Origin of the sequence: Paenibacillus pabuli NBRC 13638, from assembly GCF_001514495.1 — a bacterium.
Classification (GTDB): domain Bacteria; phylum Bacillota; class Bacilli; order Paenibacillales; family Paenibacillaceae; genus Paenibacillus; species Paenibacillus pabuli.
In genome coordinates this window covers 258,667-280,100 of sequence record NZ_BCNM01000005.1, presented here as the reverse complement: position 1 = coordinate 280,100, position 21,434 = coordinate 258,667, and the positions used below count along the sequence as shown (strand labels likewise).

Sequence of the window (21,434 nt, the reverse complement as noted above, 5' to 3'; positions counted from 1 at the left end):
CACGCATGTAAGAAAAGGACAGGAGATTACATCGTTTCCTACAGGGGAAGGAGAACAACATGGAACTGCAATGGATTATTGTTCATCAGGGAGATACCTTGTCGCGTATTGCGGCGGCACACCATATGACCACGGAATTACTGGCTGCTCTCAACCCGGAAGCCGCGTCCCAGCCCTATTTGCTGACAGGACAGATGCTGCGTATTACACCGGGAACGGGGCGCAGGTATGCCGTGCAGCCCGGGGAGAAGGCAGCCAGGATTGCAAAGCGTTTTGGGTTGAATGAAAAAGAATTGCGCGAAGCCAACCCTGAAATTGCGAACGTATCGGATTGGTGCGGGCGATGTATTCATATTCCGGACTCTGATGGAAAAACTATTGTGAAAATGCATGGGGAGTATGGTTACCGTGAAATGTGCCGTGATATTGGACTGCTGGAAAAGAATTATTCTTTTATTGCTACAGGTTCGATTGGCACCAGTGTCATGGGGAAGACATTGCCTTATTTACGTATGGGTCAAGGTCCCAGACATATTCATGTCAACGCTTCTGTCCATGCCAATGAATGGCTTACGACAGCGGTGCTGATGCGGTTCATTGAAGAGTATGCGATAGCATACAGCACACATACGCCCTGGCATCGATTGGATACAGAACGTTGGATGAAAGAAACAACGCTGTGGGCAGTACCTATGGTGAACCCGGATGGAGTTGAGCTGGTCCAGGAGGGTGTGGTTAACGAGCATCCCCATGCAGAGGAGTTGCTGGAATGGAATAGCGGGCGCTCTCATTTTACCCATTGGAAGGCCAATATACGGGGAGTAGACCTGAACGATCAGTTTCCGGCGCATTGGGAGGAAGAAGCGGCAAGAAGAGGGATAACATCACCGGGGCCAAGAGATTACGCAGGGACATCCCCATTATCGGAACCGGAGGCGTTGGCTCTGGCACAGTGGACAGAACAGCATAACTTTGACGCTGTCGTTTCACTACATAGTCAGGGACAGGAGATCTATTGGAACTACCGAGATTTGGAGCCCAAGGAGAGTGCACCACTGTCACGACGGTTGGCAAGGGCATCAGGGTATAAGGCAGTCAAGCTTGGAGGCAGCGATGCCGGATACAAGGATTGGTTTATACAGAATTTTCGAAAGCCGGGCTTCACCGTAGAAGTAGGGTTAGGTGTTAATCCACTTCCCGTTGATCAATTCGATGACATCTGTGTGGAGGTCGGTATGTTGCTGGCTGAGCTGTTATCAGAAGGAGAACAATAACAAGGGTCTCAGAATATTGCTGAGCTGTGTTTGACATGATCTGGATGAGTAGAGATGAAACTTACTGCGGGTCCACTCGTATAACAGGAACGGGCGCTGTTACTGGCGTTCGTTTTTTTATCAATACTTGCAGCATAGGTTCCTGATCAATCTGAATCGGGTAATGATGGGTATAAATAATGTGTATCGATCCATTATGATGCAATAATAATACGGAGGGGTTCATATGAAGTGGAGAAGACTGCTGTCGTTCAAACGATGGACACAAGTATTCAAGCGGCTGCCCCGACTGTTACGGGCTCCGCAAATTCCTTTGGGCGAGAAGCTGCTGTTTATCATCCCGGCGCTGCTTTACTGGGTACTGCCTGACGTCATGCCGTTTATGCCTATAGATGATATTGGTGTGACGCTGCTCTTGATGAACTGGTTTGTGAGTCGTGCAGAGCGCAAATATCCGGTACTTACAGCGGGTGCGTCGTCTTGAACTGATACAACATGGGTGGTAATAACATTGATTTTGCATCAATGTTATTGCGAAGCGCAGTAACTTTCTTTACAATAGATGCTGGAGTTTAGAAATGCTGAAATTGTTGGAACCAGCAATTACGATATAGGAGATGAATGGAATGAACTGCAAAATTACACGTAATGCCGCGAAAGTATTGAAACTTGAATTGGACAAGCCTGAGAACGAAGGCAAATTACTGCGCGTTGTGATTACGCATGCGCACGGAGATCATGCCCACTACGGACTCGATATCGATACACCTAAAGAAAATGATACGGTTGTATCTACGGATAAAGAGATTGACGTTATACTGGAAAATGACCAGCCTTTGCTGGATGGCGTTAAAATTGATTATCTATACTTCCCTGAAGAAGGATTCGTTATTACGAACCCATCCAAAGGCAACAACGGCGACCACTAAGGGAGCGAAGAAGGGGAACTCATGGCTAACGATATCCGTGTATGCGAAAAATGTAATCATATCAGACTAAAATCGATTGTGGCCAAGTTGGAGAAAATGGCTCCGGATACGGAGATCAAGATTGGTTGCAAATCCTATTGCGGTCCTTGTGCGAAGCGTGCTTTTGTCTTCATCAACGGCCGGTATATCAGTGCTCCGTCAGAAGAAGAAGTGCTTGCAAAAGTAGCTAAATTCGTGAAGTAATGGTATGAATTTGCAGTGGGCAAACTTGTCCGTGGTGGGAAAAGAGAGGCCTCGGCCTCTCTTTTTTTAGTTGTGATTAGGAATGACAAAAGATTAAAAGGTGAAGTCCGGCATCATTTCAACAATCTCAAAGGTATCCTCACGAATCTCGATGGCAATGACCGTATCGCTTTTTTTCAAAAAATGAACATGCCCCATTCGCTCTTCTTCTAACTCAACCCACCCTGCCGCAGATAACTTCTCAAAATAATCTGATGGTACATATAACCCCTGTTCTCCTCCGAGATGTTTCAATTCATATTTAATGCCTGTTTTCATGTTTGGATTGTCTGAATATGTTGTTATACTCAGTTGCTTTGCATTCATGGGAACTGGAATCTCGTCATTAATTGCTGAGCCTGTATATCCCGTTATTTCATACGTCGAAGGTGTACAGCCGCTGCTAAATAGCAATAAAGGTAACAGAATGGAAAGAATCAAATAGTTCTTCATACACACATCTCCTTGTGAAAAGGTACTTATCAAATAAACGCAGTTAGACCGGTAAAGGTTATACACATCATTCCTATTCATCATCACCTTACAGGGGGACATCGGAGCAATCCGTCATTGTTTCGGGAAAAGAAGAATAAGGATGGCTGCTGTCAACCATCCTAAGGGGGTAGCAGGAACATGATCCCAAGGAGGAATACTCATGCCGAAGCGTTATGATTCCAGTTTGCAAGCCGATACAACCGTATCCCAGGCGCAGAATGCAGTGAACAAACTTCATTTTGCCGTTTCTCAGGCAATGTCACATCCAACAGAACAGACGATTGAACAGGCAGAACGTCGTTTGGCGCATACCGAACAGGCCATGCTTCAAGCTGAACGTTCGCTTGGAGGTCAGGGTGTTGAGCTGGCAGAAGAGATGTTCATTGAGGAGAAGAGAAGATTGAACTCAATCCAGAGTCAGAATGGGCAAGGGGATCAATAGTTGTTCCTGTCACATCGAACCCGCAGAGCAGCTTTGCTGTGCGGGTTATTCTTGTCTTTTTTTGAATAGGTCCCTCGAAGCGGGTTCGCCGTATGTAATGTCATGTACCGCTTGAAATTCTGTGAGAAGGTTAATAGACCAAGAGCGGGCAAATTTCACACAGGAGGTACAGAATGACAAAACATATTACGGATTGTACGATTCTGAACAACGGCGTGACGATGCCATGGCTGGGATTTGGAACCTATCGAGCAAAGGGCAAAGAAGTACAGCAAGCGGTAGAGACTGCATTGGAAGTTGGGTATCGGAGCATCGATACCGCTTCTATTTACGGAAATGAAGAGGAAGTGGGACAAGCCATTGCGAGCAGTGGTATTGCCCGTAATGAGCTGTTTGTGACAACCAAGCTGTGGAACGAGGATCAAGGCTTTGATTCGACCTTGAGAGCATTTGAGGCCAGTCAGAAGGCACTTGGACTGAACGTGATTGATCTATACTTAATTCACTGGCCTGGCAGAGACCAGTATAAAGAGACGTGGAGAGCATTTGAACGTCTATACAGTGAAGGGAGCGTACGCGCCATTGGTGTAAGTAATTTCGAAGTGCACCATCTGCGCGATATCATAGATGAAGGTGGGACGGTTCCTGCGGTCAATCAGGTAGAACTGCATCCGGGGCTGATTCAACAGGAGTTGCAGGATTTCTGCGGGGAGCAGGGCATTCAGCTGGAGGCTTGGAGCCCCATTATGAGAGGTAAGCTGAACAAGGAATCGACTTTGAAAAGTCTGGCTCAGAAATACGGGAAAACTCCGGCACAGGTTATTCTGCGCTGGGATATCCAGAACCAGATTGTGACGATTCCGAAGTCGGTTACACCAGAGCGGATTCGGGAGAATGCAGACATTTTTGATTTTGAATTGACTCCCGATGAGCTGAAATTGATTGATGCGCTGGATTCGGATAAACGGACGGGGCCACATCCGGATCAGCTGTTTTGGGATTGAGCGTGCAGCTCAATTCCAAAATGTGGATGGATTTAAAAGGGAAAAGTAAAAAAAAAGCAGCAGGATCAAGGGAAGCCCCTTAATCCTGCTGCTTTTTTTTTATTTGGATGAATCCGGTTGTGGCACTTCGCAGCCGTCTTCGGTGCATACACCGCTGGTATCTGTGTTAGCTGAGCGGGACTCAACCATGGTGAACGGAGAGCGCTCGTCCCAAGCTTTCTGGATCGCGTCAAGGAATACCTCATCCGGTTGAGCGCCAGATACAGCGAACTTGCGATCAAATACGAAGAACGGTACACCCCGGATGCCTAACTGTTCGCCTTCCGCTTGATCCGCTCGAACCTGTTCTGCGAATTGATTGCTCGACAACACTTCTGCTGCTGCATTACGATCCAGACCCACTTCTTCAGCCAGCTCGATCAGTACATCGGTATTGCCGACATGTTTGCCTTCAATGAAGATCGCTTGAAATAGTCGTTCGCTCAGCTCAAGCATTTTGCCCTGTGTTTCAGCCCAATGGGTCAATCGGTGAGCAGAGAAGGAGTTGGTAGGGATCATTACATCAATGTTGTATTCCAGTCCGGCTGTACGAGCATTGGCATTCATTTGGGCATTCATGCCGCGTGCCTGTTCTACACTCATATTGTATTTGGCAGCCAGATATTCCGCGTTGGTTTTGCCGCTGTTCAGTTCGGCATTTGGATCGAGTTCAAAACTTTTGAACTGCAAATTCACTTCATCGCGGTGTGGAAATTGTGCCAATACATTTTCCAGACGACGTTTGCCAATATAACAGAAAGGACACATAAAGTCGGACCATATTTCAATATTCATTTAATTAAACCTCCATCATCTATAAATGAAACCATTGCAGTTACAATTATATAGCGACTTTCTATTATGCGCAAGGCTGTGATCATTGCCAGCTTCCAAAAAAAGAAGTGTTGAAGCATGCAATGGATTGCAGCCTCAACACTTGTAGGTTGAGCTTCTTACTTATCCCGGTATGCCTTGGTCCAATGGTAAGGTTGAATTTCGTCCAATCTCTTGTAAATTAAAGCCCCGTCAGGATCGTATACGGCAGCCTTCACGTCTTCTCCCCAGAAAAACAATCGCTCCTGGCATACACCACAAGGGGTAAGAACCTTGAATTCCGAGTTCTCATCATCTCGGGCTACACAGATCGAGTGCGTAACCCGTTCGTTTAACTTATGAGCTTCCAGATAAGCTCCTGTCTCCATACATAGGTTCGTGGCGTCATTAATCACCTCTGGTGCTACACTGATTAACAGTGAACCCGCTTCGGTATAAACGGCAGCTGCGCCGCCCCAGCCTTGGGGGTAGCGATGTTTGACAAAGTTAGCTGCTTCTTCGAACAGCTTTTGTTCGATATTGAATGGATCAGTAAGTGATGCCATGGTCATTCATTAGCTCCATTTCATTGTATGGTTTGGTTATCTTTTGAAAAATAATATACAGCTCTGTTCGTACCGTTCACTATCTGTCAGGAAACAGGTTCAGACGCGTGCTCCTCGCGAAAACGTGAAATCAGGTCAAACGTATTGACCGTATCCGACACATGCAATCGGTTTGTTGCTTCCTTATGACCTGATCGGCAAGCATTAATATCCGTTTTGGCACGTGTAGAAAGATCATAACAGGAGCCGCTTTCATACAGGTAATCGTCCGAAGGGATATAGAACAGGGAGCCATCCGTGAATGCACCACTGCGCAATACGACTATGCGGGAGGAACCGTCATATACATCGTTGCCCATATGGTAATAGGATTGATCAGAGATGCCCAGCAGATGCAGCACCGAAGGTGTAACATCCAGCTGGCCGGCAGGTTCATCAATCGTTCCCGCTTTGGCTCCATCGGGTAGATGTACCAACAAGGGCACCTCATTCATGATTTGCTCCATATCCAGATCGTTCAGCGAGCGTCCAAGAAATTTCTCGTATTGGGGCTGTTCCTTAATGGAATTATCGTGGTCTCCGTAGAACATGAAGATCGTTTTGTCCCATAATCCCCGATTTTTCAAATCTTCTACCATGCTGCCGAGCGCAGAATCCACGTAATGAACGGATTGCAGGTAGTTTCCAAACATCGTTCCTTTGAATTCCCCGACATCCAGCTGCTGTTTATCTTGGGGTAACGCGTACGGATGATGGCTGCTAAGCGTGATGAGGAATGAATAGAACGGCTCCGTAACCTCGCTGCTCATTTTCTCAACCGATTGCCGGAAAAAGGACTCGTCGGACAAGGACCAGCCAAGCGGGTCATCCTGTTCAAAATCATTTTTACTGTAAAACTTGTCATACTTCATATTCTGATACATCGTATAGCGATTCCAAAATCCGCTCTCATAAGCATGAAATACATTCGTACTGTAGCCCTGATCCTTCAAGATAGAAGGCAGGGAATCGTAGCTGTGGTCTGCGTAACGGACAAACGCGGATCCAACCGACAGTGGATGTAATGATATATTGGCCCCAAAGTCGGCATCCGATGTTCGCCCCTGACCTGTCTGGTGATAAAAGTGACTGTAGTACTGGCTTTCCTTCATCAGCTCGTTAAAATGAGGTGTAATTTCCTGACCGCCAATACTCTGACCAATCATGAAATTCATGAAGGCCTCACCTTGGACAATGATCACATTGCTGTCTTTATATTTGCCAAACATTGCATCCGTCAGTGGACCAGCCTGCTGTCTGCTCGCAAAATAAGCTTTAGCCTGCTCCAGATCGGCAGGATCAACCTCTGGTCCGGAGCCCAGCTGGTCTTTGGCATAGTTGTACAGATCATAGCCATGAAAAGCAAGAAGTCCGGTAACATTGTACATGGACACGTTCCACCAGTTGTTATCAAACAACCCTTTTGCCCAGGTTTTACTATAAAAATAAATTGGACCTACCGCGAGCCCCAGACCCAGCACCAGAGCAATGCTGCCTGCGGTGAGTCGACGACGCATGGTAGTTTTGCGGGAGTTTGATGAGTAAGAGTTCAACCCGTTCGAATAGGCGCTGTAATCTCTACGACGGTTGCGTCTGCTAAACAGCAGGATCACGGCATATGGGATAATCACCAGCCAATCGACAAAGAACCACAGATCACTGGCATAGATGAGCGTAGCGATACTTTCTCCCAATGCGTCGACCTGTCTGGCTTGCATTAGCACTGGAATCGTCAGAAAATCCTGAAAGTAGCGATAATAAACCATATCGGCATAAATCAGTGCAGTGAGCAGCAGATTGAGCATGACGAGCGATATGATCATCCCTCGACGAGGCAGCCACCAGGTCCAGAAGGACAGAAGCAGCAGCGAGCCGATGGCGATCACTTTGTCCAGAAACCCCATGGTGATGTTGTAGGCATGCAGATTGTGATGGAGCCACATTAATTTAAGGAGCATGAGTACAAGGAAAATTAGATATAACGTAAATGGATGATTCAGAAGCCCGCGCGGCGTAAAGCTGCGTGTTGGCTTATTGACAAGCATATGTTTCCCCCCAGGTGATTGGTTTTGTTAACGGAATGTAAAATAGGGCTCCATCCATTATAGCGCGGTGTCATGGCTTTTCAACTATGCCCAAGGGAGAAAAACTTCATACGCAAGAAGCATCATCCAGATTAATCATATGTCTACCGGAACATATACAAAAAAGCGCCACGGCCATGGAAGGCTGGAGCGCTCTAGTATTACAAGGTTATTATTATTGTTGTTGTGGTTGATTCCGTGGAGGCAGTGGGCCCAGATACTGATAGTATTGGGTCTCAATGCGTCCATTGAACAGCTTGCGACGCTTGTCAGCCTTGCGGCCGAAAGCATCTTCGAAGGACTTGGTCGAAGTGATGGCAAAAAAGGACCATGTCGGCATTTCAAGGTAACTGCGTCCTAATGAACGGATCAGCTTCTGGACTTCTTTCTCTTCGCTCAAGCGTTCGCCGTACGGCGGATTGGTAATGATAACACCATATTCACCTTGTGGTCTTGCACGATGAGCAGGCAGTACACTTACTTCGATATCTTTGGCGAAGCCGGCACTCTTGATTGCTGCCTGTGCTACCTCAATGGCTTCCGGATCAATGTCACTGCCTGCAATTTGCAATGGAATATCGTCGCGAACCGCATCGAATGCTTCCTCGCGGGCTTTCTCCCAAAGCTCTTCTGGGATGATATCCCAGTTCTCGGAGTTGAAGGAACGACGCAGTCCTGGTGCAATGTTCCAGCCGATCATGGCGGCTTCAATGAGCATTGTACCTGATCCACAACATGGATCATAGAAGGGGCGGGATACATTCCAGCGACTGAGCTGAATCAGCGCCGCAGCTAGCGTTTCTTTGAGGGGAGCTTCTGTTACCAGTTTACGATAACCTCGTTTGTGCAGACCCGGTCCAGTGGTATCCAACGTAAGCAGAGCCCGGTCGTTCAGCAGAATAACTTCAATGACATAACGAGCCCCGTCTTCCGGGAACCACTCGGTGTGGTGAGTCAGTTTCAGTTTCTCTACGATCGCTTTTTTCACGATTCCCTGTGATGCGGGCACGCTGCTTAGCTGGGATTTCTGGGAGCGACCTTCAACCGGGAATTCGCCATCGGCTGGAATCCATTCCTCCCAAGGTAATGCTTTGGTGCCTTCAAACAATTCATCGAAAGTTGTCGCCGGGAATTCACCCATTTTGACCAATACGCGATCGGAACTTCTCAGCCACAGATTACACCGGCAAATATCAATATAATCTCCAGTGAAGAAAACCCGGCCATTGTCGATCGTAACATCCTCATACCCCAGTTGCTTCAGTTCCCGGGCGACAACAGCCTCGAGTCCCATCGCCGAGGTTGCAATCAGTTGCAATTGAGCCATGTGATTCATTTCAACTCCATTTCAAGCGGGAGAAGGAATGTCCTTCTCTCAGCTGTATAGTGACGGTGCGGCCTTGCCGCTTTCCGTGAAAAAACTTACAATGAGAAATGCGGTGAGCTTATGCATTCATCTTTAGAGGTGATGCAGCAGTCAAAACCGCCTGTGTTTGACAACAAACATTTATTATAGAACATTGGCATCCATATGGAAAGCAGTCCAAGTGTCCAAGGAGGATTTTAGCGGTGAATCTGACCCCTGATGAATATGTAAATCAATTATTTCAAGAGGATGATCTCTTGTTAAAGGTAAAGGAAGCCATCCGATCGAACGGCATGCCGGAAGTTTCGGTTGCAGCGGCCTATGGCCGCTTGCTTACTTTTCTGGCAAAGACATCCAAAGCGGAGGCGATACTCGAAATCGGCGTGCTGGGCGGATACAGCGGTATCTGTCTTGCTCGCGGTTTGAGTGAAGGGGGAACCTTGACTTCGCTGGAATTGAAAGAGGAATACGCAGTGATGGCTCGTGGTCATCTGGAGGAAGGGGGCTTCGGGGATAAGGTCGAATATCGAATTGGCCCCGCAGCGGACAGTCTGGAACAATTGGCCGAGGAAGGAAGGACCTTCGATTTCTTCTTCATCGATGCAGACAAGGAAAATTACCCCGTTTATCTCGATTATGCCATTAAGCTCGCGCGGCCGGGGGCGGTCATCGTGGGAGATAACTGTTTCCTGCGTGGACGTACGCTGAATCCGGACAAGCAGGGGCCGGCAGTCCTCGCGGTTCGACGTTTCAACGAGCAGATGGCGAGTGACCCAAGGCTCGTTACAACGATGCTGCCGGACTATGATGGTCTGGCTCTGGCCTGGGTGAAATAAAAATATCAGCTCACAAGGCAAAAACCCGGATGAACCGATATTAAAAAAGGGTGTCTGTCTCTGTGATCGATCCAATGAAATGAACGGTATATAAATGAAACGATGCCCATGTTGCCTCCTGGATCTTGCACGCAGGAAATGAGGGGCGTCAGACAAAAACAAGAGACGACCAGACCCTGGATACGAGGGAGGTCGTCTCTTGTTTTTTGCAATATATTCAGGGATGAAGCCTTCTTAAACTTCCGGCGTTCCGTAAGTCTCAAACCATTTTTTGATTGTATCAAAATCATCACTGAAAGACAGTCCGAGCATCAACAAAATGCGTGCTTGCTGAGGGCTGAGGTTGTCGCCCGCGATAACTCCCTTTCCTCCACCGTAGACACTGCCTGAACCAGTCCGAGTGGTCGTTACGAAGATGACGCCATCTTCGGCAGCTTTGGTTCGTGCTTGTCCCATCGCTCTGGAGATCCCGCCTGCTCCGGTACCTGAGGTAACGATTCCTTTGGCACCGCCTCTCACAAACCCTTCAATGGCTTCACCGCCAGCTTCCTGATAGGAGATCGCTATTTCCACTTTAGCGAGATCTGCTTTTGTGATTTTGCTCAGATCAAATGCCGGTTTCGCTGTACCTTCAGGCTTCAAGGCACGTGCAGGGGCGCGGTAAATTCGAATGTTCTCTTCATCGATATATCCGACTGCACCGAGCATTGGTGTTTCGAACGTGTCCGTTCGATAATCATTCGTTTTGGTCACGCCGCGTGCCAGTTGAATGGTATCATTCAACATCAGCACTGTACCGAATGATGTGGTACGACCGCTGCCTGCGAGTTTAATGGCATTGTACAGATTGGCTTGGGCATCCGAGCCAATAACCGTCCAAGGGCGCATGGACCCTGTAATGACAACGGGTTTATCACTTTGTACGGTCATGTCGAGGAAGTAGGCGATCTCCTCCATGGTATCTGTACCGGTGGTAACCACTACGCTGTCATACTGAGCCAGAGCCTTGTCTACCGTCTGAGATAAGTCATAGAGATCAGCCATGGTATAGGAGCCTGAACCTGAATTTCCGAATTGGAGTGTGCTAACATCTGCAATCTTCTGTTTGTCCGGTAAGGCATCAACCATTTCTCCAATGGGGAGCGTACCGGCCTTATAGTTCTGGAAGCTGGTAGCATCCTCGGATTGACCTGCAATCGTACCACCCGTTCCAATGACCAGAACATTAGGCAGAGCCGATTGTTTGTATGAATCCGATAGAGCAGGGATGGTCGTATTACGAGCCGGAGTGGATGATGCGGTCTGAACTGCACTGGTTGTACCGTTCACTTCTACCGTAGCCGCCTGAGCCGCAAAGGTTCCGATTGGGGACAGGGAGATGGTCAGAGCCGTCAACGCGGCTGTGCTCCATACAGCCCAAGGACGAAGATTTGAAGTTTTTTTCATGAATAGCACTCTCCTTCAGGTTAGTTTCGTGTGATGTTTTTTGAGGATGATATGTATATGAATTCAAATTGATTGTATTACATGTTAATTAATATGACAATTGTAGATATAGCTAGGGTAATCGGTTACATTAATAGAAATGTAGAGTATAACGTGTGTTTATAAGGTTTTATGGATAAATATAAAGAGGCAAAAGAGAGAATGTACAATGTGAAATGATATAAAATGGACTTTTTGCGTCATATTTTATAACATATGAGTCTTTTGTCCTGATAGAGTATAGAAATATTTTTGGGAAAAGTGTTGCAGGATCTTCAATAGCGGAAGTGATCTTATCCACAACGGATATCAGGGGTGTAAGTTAGCAAGCCTTGACGATTTTTGTAATACGTTCTAGGAAAAGAGGCTCAATTATTGCCAAATATTTGTATGCACATCACATTAAGTCTATAATATAGGGTGATTTCAATATGTAAATAAATATATATTACTGATTGGAGGAGAAACGATGAACCGAGCACCCAGAAAGTATGCCAATTACATTCCGATTCGGGAGCTGGAGGCGGTGGAGCAGCGATTATTGCCCTTCCAGGTGTACGCTGAACTTCGTGATAATACTCCAGTCCGCTATGACAACCATCGGGAATGCTGGGATGTTTTCCGTTATGAAGATGTGCAATATGTGTTAAAGAACCCCAAATTGTTCTCTTCTGAACGTGATCGCGCAAACGCCAGCATGCTTACTACAGACCCGCCGAAGCACAAGCAACTGCGGGATCTGGTCAATCAGGCTTTTACACCAAAAGCAATTGAAGCATTGGCTCCGCGTATTCAGGAAATCGTTGATGAGTTATTGATACCGCATTTATCAGAAGGTCGTATGCGGCTTATCGATGATCTGGCTACTCCACTTCCGGTTATCGTAATTGCCGAATTGATTGGAGTCCCTGCCACCGATCGCCAGAAATTCAAAGACTGGTCAGATGCACTCGTAAAGGGTGCGCGGAATGACAGTGATGAAGCTTTCCAGGAATTGATGGAAGAAAAGAAACGGAACCAGCAGGAGCTGGCGAGCTATTTCACGGCCATTATGGAAGAAAGACGCCAGCAACCTGAGGATGATCTGATCTCTTTGCTGCTTGCTGCGGAGATTGAAGGGGAGAAGCTGACCGCAGAGGAAGTGGTCGGATTTTGCATCTTGTTACTTGCTGCCGGGAATGAAACCACAACCAACCTGATTACCAATGCCGTGCGTATTCTGTCAGAGCAGCCTGAACTTCAGCATCAGCTGCGAGAACATCCTGAACTTATCCCCACTGCGGTAGAGGAAACGCTGCGTTATTATCCACCCATTGTGGCTATAGGGCGGGTTGCCAAAGAAAATGTGGAATTGAACGGACAAACGATTCAGGCGGGAGAACAGGTGATTTCCTGGGTAGGATCGGCCAACCGGGATAGCGCTCAATTCGATCAGGCAGAGACGTTTGTGCCTGACCGCAAGCCGAACAGACATATGGGTTTTGGATTTGGAATTCACTTTTGTCTAGGTGCGCCGCTTGCAAGGCTCGAGGCAAGGGTTGTGCTTCAGACGATGCTACGGCAAATGAAAGACATTCAGCTTGTGCCGGAAACTATTTTGCAGCCCATTCAGAGTGCCTTTGTATTTGGTGTCAAAGAGTACCCGATTCAATTCACAAGCCACTGACTCAATAAAATTCATGTTGAGGTTGGAGAAAATAAATGCCAAAAGCCGCTTTCATGCCTAATTGGCGTTGAGAGCGGCTTTTTCATAAGAACAAATGTTATTTGAATCGAAACGTCAGGATTCTCTGAGCAGAGGGGGCTTTTTGTACAGTTTGAGCCTCACCCACACCATGTTAAGCAGCAGCAGTCCACCAGAGACAATGAACAACCCTTCAATGCCGATGAACCCTGCCATAAAGCCGCCGATGACGGCTCCAAGCATGTTGCCGAGCGCGAGTGTGCTCGTATTAAAACTGAATGCCCGGCTAATCATGCTATCTGGCGTATAGGAGCGAATGAGCGCGTTGACACTCGGAAGCAGGCCACCCATGAACACACCCATCATGAAGCGGACGATAATGAGCTGCCATACCGTCTGCACGAATGCTTGAGGGATAAGCATGAGCCCTGTTCCTATAAGCGAGAACGTAAGTACCTTGTGTGAACCTATCCTGTCACTGAGCTTCCCTAGAACTGGGGACATGGCCATATTGGATAGTCCCGTGACTGCACCAACCAATCCTGCCCAGAAGGCCACATTGACGTCTGAACCATGTAATTTTTGTACATAAAGCGGCAAGAGAGACATCGGGCTGATCATGGCAAATTGCAGCAGGAATGTTACAGCAAACAATGCAGGCAATTGCGGTGACTTGTTCAGCTCCTTGAGACCGGACAATACGGATTGTTCCGGCAGTTTGGCCGCTTCCTTGCGGTCAAACTTCTCTCTCACGAGGAACATGGCCAGCATCGAAGCTGCAAAGATCAGTCCGCCAGTAATATAGAAGATCGGTCGGAAGCCTACTGCGTCAGCAAGCAAACCGCCGATTAGCGGACCCAGAATCGTACCGGCCACCTGGCCCGACTGGCTGATCCCCATGGCGAAACCCATTCGATCCTTTGGTGTTGTTCCTGAGATCAGCGCAACGGCTGCCGGATTGAAACCGGAGATGGTACCGTTGAGCAGTCGTAATAATAGAAGCTGCCACGGGTTCTGTGCAAAACCCATCAGGGCGATAACGATCGCCATCCCGAATCCGGAACGCAGCAACATAATTTTTCGACCGTATTTGTCGGACAATTTGCCCCATAAGGGCTGGAATAAAAATGAGGTGAGGAAGTTGGCAGCAAATATAAATCCCGCCCAAATGCCAATCTCATGCTCACCAACCACGCCCAGATCCTTGGCAAGATAAAGGGACAAAAATGGAGTTATCATGGTCATGCCCGAATTGACCAGAAATTGTCCAAACCAAAGCACAATGAGGTTAACTTTCCACGTTTTCAAAGTGCTTTCACTTCCTTTCCGATCGTTTCTGCAACGTTTGAAAAAAAATCGATTCTTTCATTATAACATAATTTGCATATGGATGAGGGGATGTAAGGAATGTCATAGTATTGTCATCGGAACAGATCGACACGTGGTTGTTACCGCTCTTCAAAAAGGGCATAATGTTAATTATGAGTCCAAAAACTATTGGAGGCTTCTTACATGAGCTATAATGATCGTCTGATTCAAGCCAGCTTCAAACAGCAGGTGGACCGTGTTCCTGTGTGGTACATGCGTCAGGCTGGGCGTTATGATCCCGAATATCGCAAGGTTAAGGAAAAATATTCTTTGCTCGAAATTTGCCGTCAACCTGAGCTAGCAGCTGAAGTTACACTCATGCCGGTTCGTAAACTCGGTGTGGATGCGGCTATTTTGTATTCCGATATTATGAATCCGGTTGCTTCTCTCGGTATAGATTTTGATATTGTTAAAAATATTGGACCGGTGATAGACAATCCAATCCGCACAGCGGCAGATGTGGAACGTTTGCGTCCCATTGATGTTGAAGGAGATCTGTCTCATATTCTGGAGACGATCCGAATTCTGGACAAGGAGCTGGATGTTCCGCTGATCACGTTTGCTGGTGCTCCTTTTACGATTGCCAGTTATTTGATTGAAGGCCGACCATCCAAAGGGTACATACGGACCAAAACGATGATGTACAGTGAACCGGAAGTGTGGCATAAATTGATGCAAAAACTGGGCGATATGGTGATTACATATGTCCGTGCACACATTGCGAACGGTGGCAAGGCATTTCAACTGTTCGACAGCTGGGTAGGGGCGCTTTCGCCAAACGACTTTAGAACGTATGTGTTGCCGACGATTACTCGTATCTTTACCGAATTATCGGATTTGAATGTACCGAAAATTTATTTTCCGGGTGTAGCTTCTGGTGAATTGCTGCCAACCTTGCATGATCTGCAAGCCGATGTGATTGGGCTGGATTGGAGAGTATCGATTTCCGAGGGACGTAAAAGACTGGGTGGAAAGTTTGCTGTGCAAGGCAATTTGGACCCTTATGTGCTGACTGCACCGATGGATCTGATCAAGCAGCAAGCCAAAGTAATTATTGATGAAGGCATCAAGGAGCCAGGTTATATTTTCAATCTGGGGCATGGGCTATTTCCTGAAGCATCACTGGATAAGTTAAGAGAGCTTACGGCGTATATTCATGAATATTCTGCTGAAGCATTGAAGACAGGGGTGACGGTTACTAATGACTAATACGGTAGGTGTACTGGTGATGTCGTATGGCACACCTGAGAATATGGAAAGTATTGAAGCGTATTACACACATATCCGGAGAGGGCGTCCGCCTGAGCCGGAACAATTGAAAGAACTGACTGACCGATATGAGGCGATTGTAGGGGGCGTATTCCCTCTTCGAGAAAACACGGATAATCAGGTTAAGGCCCTTCAGGAGACGTTAAACAGGGATGAACGTTCCAATGAGGTTGAATTCCGTTGTTACCAGGGGTTAAAGCATGCGTATCCGTTTATTGAGGATGGCGTGGAACAAATGGCGAAGGATGGGATTCAGACCGCAATAGGTATCGTGCTTGCACCGCATTTCTCCACGATGAGTGTGGGCAGCTACATCAAACGTGCTCGCGAGAAAGCGGAAGAACTGGGTATCCAGATGTCTTTCGTTGAAAGTTACCATCTGCACCCGAAATTGATCCAGGCTCTATCCACCCGTGTTCGTGCCAAATTGGATGAGTTCGAGGAAGCTGGAGCCAAACGCGGGGATGTACGCGTACTGTTCAGTGCACATAGTTTGCCTGCACGAATTGTGGATATCGGTGATCCATATCCGCAGCAGCTGCTGGAGACTTCGGAAGTTATTGCTTCCCGTTTAGGGATTACCAACTGGCAGTTCACTTGGCAAAGTGCAGGTCGGACAGCAGAGCCATGGCTTGGCCCTGATATTCTGGACACCCTTCAGGATCTTGCTCGTGAACAGGTTGAAGATGTGCTTGTAGCACCGATTGGATTCGTATCGGATCATCTGGAAGTGCTCTATGATCTTGATATTGAAGCCAAAGCGATTGCCAAAGAGATCGACATGCGTCTCATGCGTATTGATTCCCTCAATAGCGATCCGCTTTACATGGAAACGTTAAGTGATGTCATAATTGGCCAATGGCAGCAAGGATCGGATGTGTAATGGAAGACCCTAAACGTCGTGTTGTTGTCGTTGGCGGAGGTCTGACCGGCCTGAGCGCGGCATTTTATATTCGAAAGCACTACCGGGAAGCAGGGATTGAGCCTGTAATAACCTTGGTCGAGAAGAGTTCTTCCATGGGTGGCATGATTGAGACGCTGCACCGCGATGGGTTCGTCATTGAGAAAGGACCCGATTCTTTCCTTGCCCGCAAAACGGCGATGATTGACTTGGCTAAAGAGCTGGAAATAGACCATGAACTGGTCAGTCAGAATCCCGAATCCAAAAAAACGTACATCATGCAGCGTGGCAAGTTACACCCCATGCCGGCAGGACTCGTTCTCGGTATTCCGACAGAGTTGAGACCATTTCTGAGAAGCGGTCTTGTATCTCCGGCAGGCAAGCTGCGGGCATTAATGGATTTTGTCATCCCTCCCCGTCGTACTACAGAGGATGAGTCGCTCGGCTATATGATTGAGCGCCGCCTTGGAGCGGAAGTGCTGGAAAACCTGACTGAGCCGTTGCTTGCAGGTATCTATGCAGGTGATATGCGGCGATTGAGTCTTCAGGCCACCTTCCCGCAATTCGGGGAAGTGGAGCGGGATTACGGCAGTTTGATTCGGGGAATGATGACAGGCCGCAAACCGGCAGAGACTCATACAGGGACGAAGAGAAGTGCTTTTCTAAACTTCCGCCAAGGCTTGCAGAGCCTTGTTCACGCCCTTGTACATGAATTGCAGGATGTAGATCAGCGTCTGAATACTTCCGTACAATCGCTGGAGGTTCTGTCTGGGGATCAGGCCAGATACAGCATTCAACTGAATGACGGAGAGCAGCTTGAAGCGGATGATGTTGTCATTACCGTGCCTACGTATGTTGCCTCCGAACTGCTGCAACCCCATGTGGATACAGCAGCTCTAGATGCAATCAATTACGTATCGGTAGCAAATGTGGTACTTGCTTTTGAGAAAAAAGATATCGAACATGTTTTTGACGGATCAGGTTTCCTCGTTCCGCGCAAGGAAGGCCGCAATATTACAGCATGTACATGGACATCAACCAAGTGGCTGCACACCAGCCCGGATGACAAGGTGCTGCTTCGTTGCTATGTCGGCCGTTCGGGAGACGAACAAAATGTGGAGCTCCCGGATGATGCACTGACGGATCTGGTGCTCAAAGACTTGCGTGAAACGATGGGTGTAGAAGCGGTTCCGATCTTCTCGGAAATCACCCGGCTTCGCAAATCGATGCCGCAGTATCCGGTAGGTCATCTGCAGCACATTGCAGCACTCCGGAAGGAACTGGGCAGCAAATTGCCCGGGGTATACATCGCAGGTGCTGGATATGAAGGTGTTGGGTTGCCTGACTGTATTAGACAGGCGAAGGAGATGTCGGTTCAAGCGACACAGCGGATTATTGCACAATAATGAAGTACATGGCTGTCTCGATCGTAGAGTTTTTCTACAGGAAAGACGGCTTTTTTTCTACCATAAAGCGTAAAAACGGAAGTGAATTATACTCTTCAATACTTGCAGTTCAAAGGAATCATGGAAATCCAGAATATGCCTGATATAATATGATGAGGATTGCTGTGAAGAAGAGGAGTTGCCTATGTATCCCCCAAGGTCAAAACGAAGTGTGCAGAAAAAAAAGGAAAAACGCATTCGCAAACGCCGGATCTGGATCATTAATCTGGTATTGATTGCAGCCATTGGACTCGTCGGTATCTACTATGCAGTGGGTATGCAGGAACAGCAGACAGACCCGGTGGTCAAAGAAACGGCTGTGAATCAGGAGCCTGTGAAGGAGGACGATGCCAAAGGCGGAGATCCGCTTCATTCACCTGATCCGAATAATTCGGAGCCAGACCATACTTCCGATGAAGATTCGAGCGGTTCTGACGAACAGGCAACCGGAAATTCCGATGATAAGTCGGATGTGAGTACACCGGATGCCGGAGGTTCTGAGACTACCGGGAAAGCGGATTCAGGAACGAAAAAACCGGCGGGGAATGCGACTCCGTCCAGCACCAAAGAGAATGAGAGTGCCGAAGCAAGGGCAGCGAAACCATCGGATTCTGCGAAGGATGTAACCATTAACTTTGTTGGAGATATCCAATTTTCGGGCAAAGTTGCCGAACTGTTGGATAAAAACGGGTATGACTATCCTTTTGCAAAGCTTGGAAGCCTGTTCAAGAACGATGATCTCACGATCGGCAACCTAGAAACGCCTGTAACCCTTGGCGGGACGGATGCAGTTGATAAAACCTATGTGTACAAATCTTCGCCCAAAGCGCTTGCATCAATGGCTTCAGCGGGTTTTGATGCGGTAAATCTGGCCAACAATCATATCCTGGATCAAGGCGTTGAAGGTCTGGTCGATACACTGGCGTATCTCAAGGAATACGGGATTGCGCATACGGGTGCGGGAATGAACGAGAATGAGGCTTATTCAGCTGCTTATCTGGAGCGCAAAGGCATGAAGATTGCATTGCTAGGCTTCAGTCGGGTAGTGCCCAAAGCGAGCTGGAAAGCGGATGGAAATCGGGCAGGTGTTGCGGAAGCTTACGATTCCACAGGTGCAGTCAAGGCCATTCAAGAAGCCCGTCAAAAGGCTGACCTGGTCATTGTTGTTGCACACTGGGGAGAGGAGCGGGTAAGCACGCCGAATACTGACCAGACCCGACTGGCTCATGAATTTGTAGATGCCGGGGCCGATTTGGTCGTTGGCGGGCATCCCCATGTTCTGCAAGGTGTGGAGTATTACAAGGGCAAGTGGATTGCATATAGCACAGGCAACTTTATTTTCTCAAAATCAACGACAGAGGAAACGTGGAAGACAGCGGTATTTCAGGCCAACTGTAGCGCGGATGCCAAATGCAGCATGAAGGTTATTCCATATGAGGCCGGACTGGGTCAAGCGATTCCGATGCTGGATGAAGCCAACAAACTGCTGCTGGAGCAGATGACGCAGCTCTCCCCAGGTATTCGTTTTGATACGAACGGGGTTGCTTCGCCAAGTTAAAATATATTTTTGAGGAGGAGATAGAATGAACAACCTTTGTGTAGCACACCGTGGATTTTCGTCCATTGCACCAGAAAATACGATGGCTGCATTTCTGCTTGCCATGGAACAACCCGAAGTACAATGGATGGAGCTGGATGTACAGCTGTCGCGTGATGGTGTCCCGGTGGTTATTCATGATTTTACTTTTGACCGGACTACCAATGGAAAAGGACTTGTTCGGGAGACGGACTGGTCAGCAATACAGCAGCTGGATGCGGGATCATGGAAAGGAAAGGCATATCAGGGCGAACGAGTTCCCGCTCTTAGTGAAGTGTTGGATCGTTGCTGTGGAAAAGTTCGTTTGAATATCGAACTGAAAACGCAAGGAGACATGTACCCTGGTCTTCCGGCAGCAGTTATTCATGAGGTAAGGAAGAGACATATGCAGCATGATGTGGTGATCACTTCGTTTGAACCTGCGGCTCTGGTTGAAGTCAAGAAGCTCGCTCCAGAATTCAAAACAGGCTTGATCATTGATGCACGGCCAGGTGATCTTGCAGCAGTGCTGCGACAAATGAAATGCAGTTTTCTCTCCATCGGGTACACCAATGTGGACAAATCGCTGATGCGCGAGATGCGTGATGAAGGCATTCAGGTCATGGCCTGGACAGTGGATGACAAGACCATCATGAAACGGCTTGCGGCCATGGACCCGGAGCTGATGTTATGTACGAATAAGCCTGATGAATGGGAACAGGCTTTTCAGGAGACGAGCAGCCGATTTTTCCGGCCGTAACTCCATTTTTTGAATAGCGATAATATGATATGCACCCATATAATAAAAAGATGAACATGCTCCATATACGCTAATGAATTCGATAAAGGTGGTCGTACATCGATGCTGACAAACATTCGCAATGTATACTGTGTAGGACGAAATTATAAACTTCATGCAGAAGAGTTGGGCAATGCCGTTCCAGATGAACCGATGATCTTTATGAAGCCTTCTCATGCCGTTGTGCCCTTGAACGGTGAAAGGCTTCAATTGCCTGCGACAAAGGGCGAAGTGCATTATGAGGCTGAACTGGTCGTGCTAATCGGCCGAAGTTATGAGCCGGGTATGGCTGTGGATGAATTGGTTGATGCGTATGCGTTTGGCATTGATTTTACATTACGTGATGTACAGACGGTCATCAAGAAAAAGGGCCATCCGTGGACAGCAGCCAAAGGGTTCAGGAACTCGGCTCCGGTTACGGCATTCCAGACATTTCCGGGGGCTCAGGCACTTCTTGAGAAAGACTTTACACTCACCAAGAATGGTGTCGAAGTCCAACGGGGGAACATTCGTAACATGATCTTCAGCCTCCAGGACATTGTAAATTATGTAGGTCATCATTACGGCCTGGGGCCTGGAGATGTCATCTTTACAGGGACACCAGAAGGCGTTGGACCAACCGTAGCAGGAGATGTGCTTGAACTGGCCTGGGGCGGCGAATCCTTAAGTAAATGCACGATTGGGGCTGCACAATAAGCAACATAGTTCCAACTGCTTTCAGTGAATATGAATTAGGCG

Annotated in this window: 21 protein-coding genes; 14 read left to right on the top strand and 7 right to left on the bottom strand. The window is 47.7% G+C overall.

Annotation, left to right across the window (positions count from 1 at the left end; translation table 11 throughout):
* The first annotated feature begins 59 nt into the window (after nucleotides 1-59).
* The 4 genes from PPA03S_RS09690 to PPA03S_RS09675 all read left to right on the top strand — a co-directional run bounded on the left by PPA03S_RS09690 (nucleotide 60) and on the right by PPA03S_RS09675 (nucleotide 2,446).
* Nucleotides 60-1,274: a M14 family metallopeptidase gene (locus PPA03S_RS09690; protein ID WP_411835392.1), complete on the top strand. Its 1,215-nt coding sequence runs from the start codon at nucleotides 60-62 to the stop codon at nucleotides 1,272-1,274.
* A 226-nt stretch (nucleotides 1,275-1,500) separates the two neighbouring features.
* A complete protein-coding gene (locus tag PPA03S_RS09685; RefSeq protein WP_062322197.1) occupies nucleotides 1,501-1,758 on the top strand; it encodes a hypothetical protein in 258 nt (85 codons plus the stop codon).
* Nucleotides 1,759-1,900: 142 nt separating this feature from the next.
* Nucleotides 1,901-2,203, top strand: a complete 303-nt coding sequence (locus tag PPA03S_RS09680) for a hypothetical protein (protein WP_062322195.1) — start codon at nucleotides 1,901-1,903, stop codon at nucleotides 2,201-2,203.
* 21 nt (nucleotides 2,204-2,224) lie between these two features.
* Nucleotides 2,225-2,446 (top strand): YuzB family protein, encoded by a 222-nt coding sequence (locus PPA03S_RS09675; protein ID WP_024629198.1) that lies wholly within the window; start codon nucleotides 2,225-2,227, stop codon nucleotides 2,444-2,446.
* A 93-nt stretch (nucleotides 2,447-2,539) separates the two neighbouring features.
* Here the strand turns inward: PPA03S_RS09675 and PPA03S_RS09670 are convergent, their stop codons facing one another.
* Entirely contained in the window at nucleotides 2,540-2,938 is a 399-nt protein-coding gene (locus PPA03S_RS09670; protein ID WP_062322193.1) for a hypothetical protein, read from the bottom strand.
* Between the two features lie 202 nt (nucleotides 2,939-3,140).
* Here PPA03S_RS09670 and PPA03S_RS09665 point away from each other — a divergent pair, with 202 nt between their 5' ends.
* Complete coding sequence (locus PPA03S_RS09665; RefSeq protein ID WP_062322192.1) at nucleotides 3,141-3,422, top strand: hypothetical protein; 282 nt, start codon at nucleotides 3,141-3,143, stop codon at nucleotides 3,420-3,422.
* A gap of 173 nt (nucleotides 3,423-3,595) precedes the next feature.
* Entirely contained in the window at nucleotides 3,596-4,426 is an 831-nt protein-coding gene (locus PPA03S_RS09660) for an aldo/keto reductase (protein ID WP_062322189.1), read from the top strand.
* A 99-nt stretch (nucleotides 4,427-4,525) separates the two neighbouring features.
* On the opposite strand, the gene PPA03S_RS09655 is transcribed toward PPA03S_RS09660, so the two are convergent.
* The 4 genes from PPA03S_RS09655 to PPA03S_RS09640 form a co-directional block, all read right to left on the bottom strand.
* Nucleotides 4,526-5,260, bottom strand: coding sequence for a DsbA family oxidoreductase (locus PPA03S_RS09655; RefSeq protein WP_062322188.1), 735 nt, complete (start codon nucleotides 5,258-5,260; stop codon nucleotides 4,526-4,528).
* A 158-nt stretch (nucleotides 5,261-5,418) separates the two neighbouring features.
* On the bottom strand, nucleotides 5,419-5,844 hold the full coding sequence (locus PPA03S_RS09650; RefSeq protein WP_062322305.1) for a cytidine deaminase: 426 nt from the start codon (nucleotides 5,842-5,844) through the stop codon (nucleotides 5,419-5,421).
* A gap of 86 nt (nucleotides 5,845-5,930) precedes the next feature.
* Nucleotides 5,931-7,928 carry an LTA synthase family protein gene (locus PPA03S_RS09645; protein WP_062322186.1) on the bottom strand — a complete coding sequence of 666 codons (1,998 nt, stop codon included), beginning with the start codon at nucleotides 7,926-7,928 and terminating at the stop codon, nucleotides 5,931-5,933.
* A gap of 214 nt (nucleotides 7,929-8,142) precedes the next feature.
* On the bottom strand, nucleotides 8,143-9,294 hold the full coding sequence (locus PPA03S_RS09640; protein WP_062322184.1) for a THUMP domain-containing class I SAM-dependent RNA methyltransferase: 1,152 nt from the start codon (nucleotides 9,292-9,294) through the stop codon (nucleotides 8,143-8,145).
* 242 nt (nucleotides 9,295-9,536) lie between these two features.
* Here PPA03S_RS09640 and PPA03S_RS09635 point away from each other — a divergent pair, with 242 nt between their 5' ends.
* Nucleotides 9,537-10,169, top strand: a complete 633-nt coding sequence (locus PPA03S_RS09635; RefSeq protein ID WP_062322182.1) for an O-methyltransferase — start codon at nucleotides 9,537-9,539, stop codon at nucleotides 10,167-10,169.
* A gap of 234 nt (nucleotides 10,170-10,403) precedes the next feature.
* On the opposite strand, the gene PPA03S_RS09630 is transcribed toward PPA03S_RS09635, so the two are convergent.
* Nucleotides 10,404-11,615 (bottom strand): asparaginase, encoded by a 1,212-nt coding sequence (locus PPA03S_RS09630; protein ID WP_062322180.1) that lies wholly within the window; start codon nucleotides 11,613-11,615, stop codon nucleotides 10,404-10,406.
* Between the two features lie 508 nt (nucleotides 11,616-12,123).
* Here PPA03S_RS09630 and PPA03S_RS09625 point away from each other — a divergent pair.
* Nucleotides 12,124-13,320 carry a cytochrome P450 gene (locus PPA03S_RS09625; protein WP_062322178.1) on the top strand — a complete coding sequence of 399 codons (1,197 nt, stop codon included), beginning with the start codon at nucleotides 12,124-12,126 and terminating at the stop codon, nucleotides 13,318-13,320.
* 114 nt (nucleotides 13,321-13,434) lie between these two features.
* Here PPA03S_RS09625 and PPA03S_RS09620 read toward each other — a convergent pair whose 3' ends face one another.
* Nucleotides 13,435-14,646 (bottom strand): MFS transporter, encoded by a 1,212-nt coding sequence (locus tag PPA03S_RS09620; protein WP_062322176.1) that lies wholly within the window; start codon nucleotides 14,644-14,646, stop codon nucleotides 13,435-13,437.
* 204 nt (nucleotides 14,647-14,850) lie between these two features.
* Between PPA03S_RS09620 and hemE the strand changes: the two genes are divergently transcribed.
* The 6 genes from hemE to PPA03S_RS09590 all read left to right on the top strand — a co-directional run bounded on the left by hemE (nucleotide 14,851) and on the right by PPA03S_RS09590 (nucleotide 21,392).
* Nucleotides 14,851-15,915, top strand: coding sequence for a uroporphyrinogen decarboxylase (gene hemE / locus PPA03S_RS09615; protein WP_062322174.1), 1,065 nt, complete (start codon nucleotides 14,851-14,853; stop codon nucleotides 15,913-15,915).
* Nucleotides 15,908-16,858, top strand: coding sequence for a ferrochelatase (gene hemH / locus PPA03S_RS09610; RefSeq protein WP_062322172.1), 951 nt, complete (start codon nucleotides 15,908-15,910; stop codon nucleotides 16,856-16,858). Before hemE ends, hemH begins: the two co-directional genes overlap by 8 nt.
* Nucleotides 16,858-18,282: a protoporphyrinogen oxidase gene (gene hemY / locus PPA03S_RS09605; protein WP_062322170.1), complete on the top strand. Its 1,425-nt coding sequence runs from the start codon at nucleotides 16,858-16,860 to the stop codon at nucleotides 18,280-18,282. Before hemH ends, hemY begins: the two co-directional genes overlap by 1 nt.
* A gap of 184 nt (nucleotides 18,283-18,466) precedes the next feature.
* Nucleotides 18,467-19,879 (top strand): CapA family protein, encoded by a 1,413-nt coding sequence (locus tag PPA03S_RS09600; protein ID WP_062322168.1) that lies wholly within the window; start codon nucleotides 18,467-18,469, stop codon nucleotides 19,877-19,879.
* Nucleotides 19,880-19,904: 25 nt separating this feature from the next.
* Nucleotides 19,905-20,657, top strand: coding sequence for a glycerophosphodiester phosphodiesterase (locus tag PPA03S_RS09595; RefSeq protein WP_062322165.1), 753 nt, complete (start codon nucleotides 19,905-19,907; stop codon nucleotides 20,655-20,657).
* A gap of 102 nt (nucleotides 20,658-20,759) precedes the next feature.
* Nucleotides 20,760-21,392, top strand: coding sequence for a fumarylacetoacetate hydrolase family protein (locus PPA03S_RS09590; protein WP_062322163.1), 633 nt, complete (start codon nucleotides 20,760-20,762; stop codon nucleotides 21,390-21,392).
* Nucleotides 21,393-21,434 lie beyond the last annotated feature (42 nt).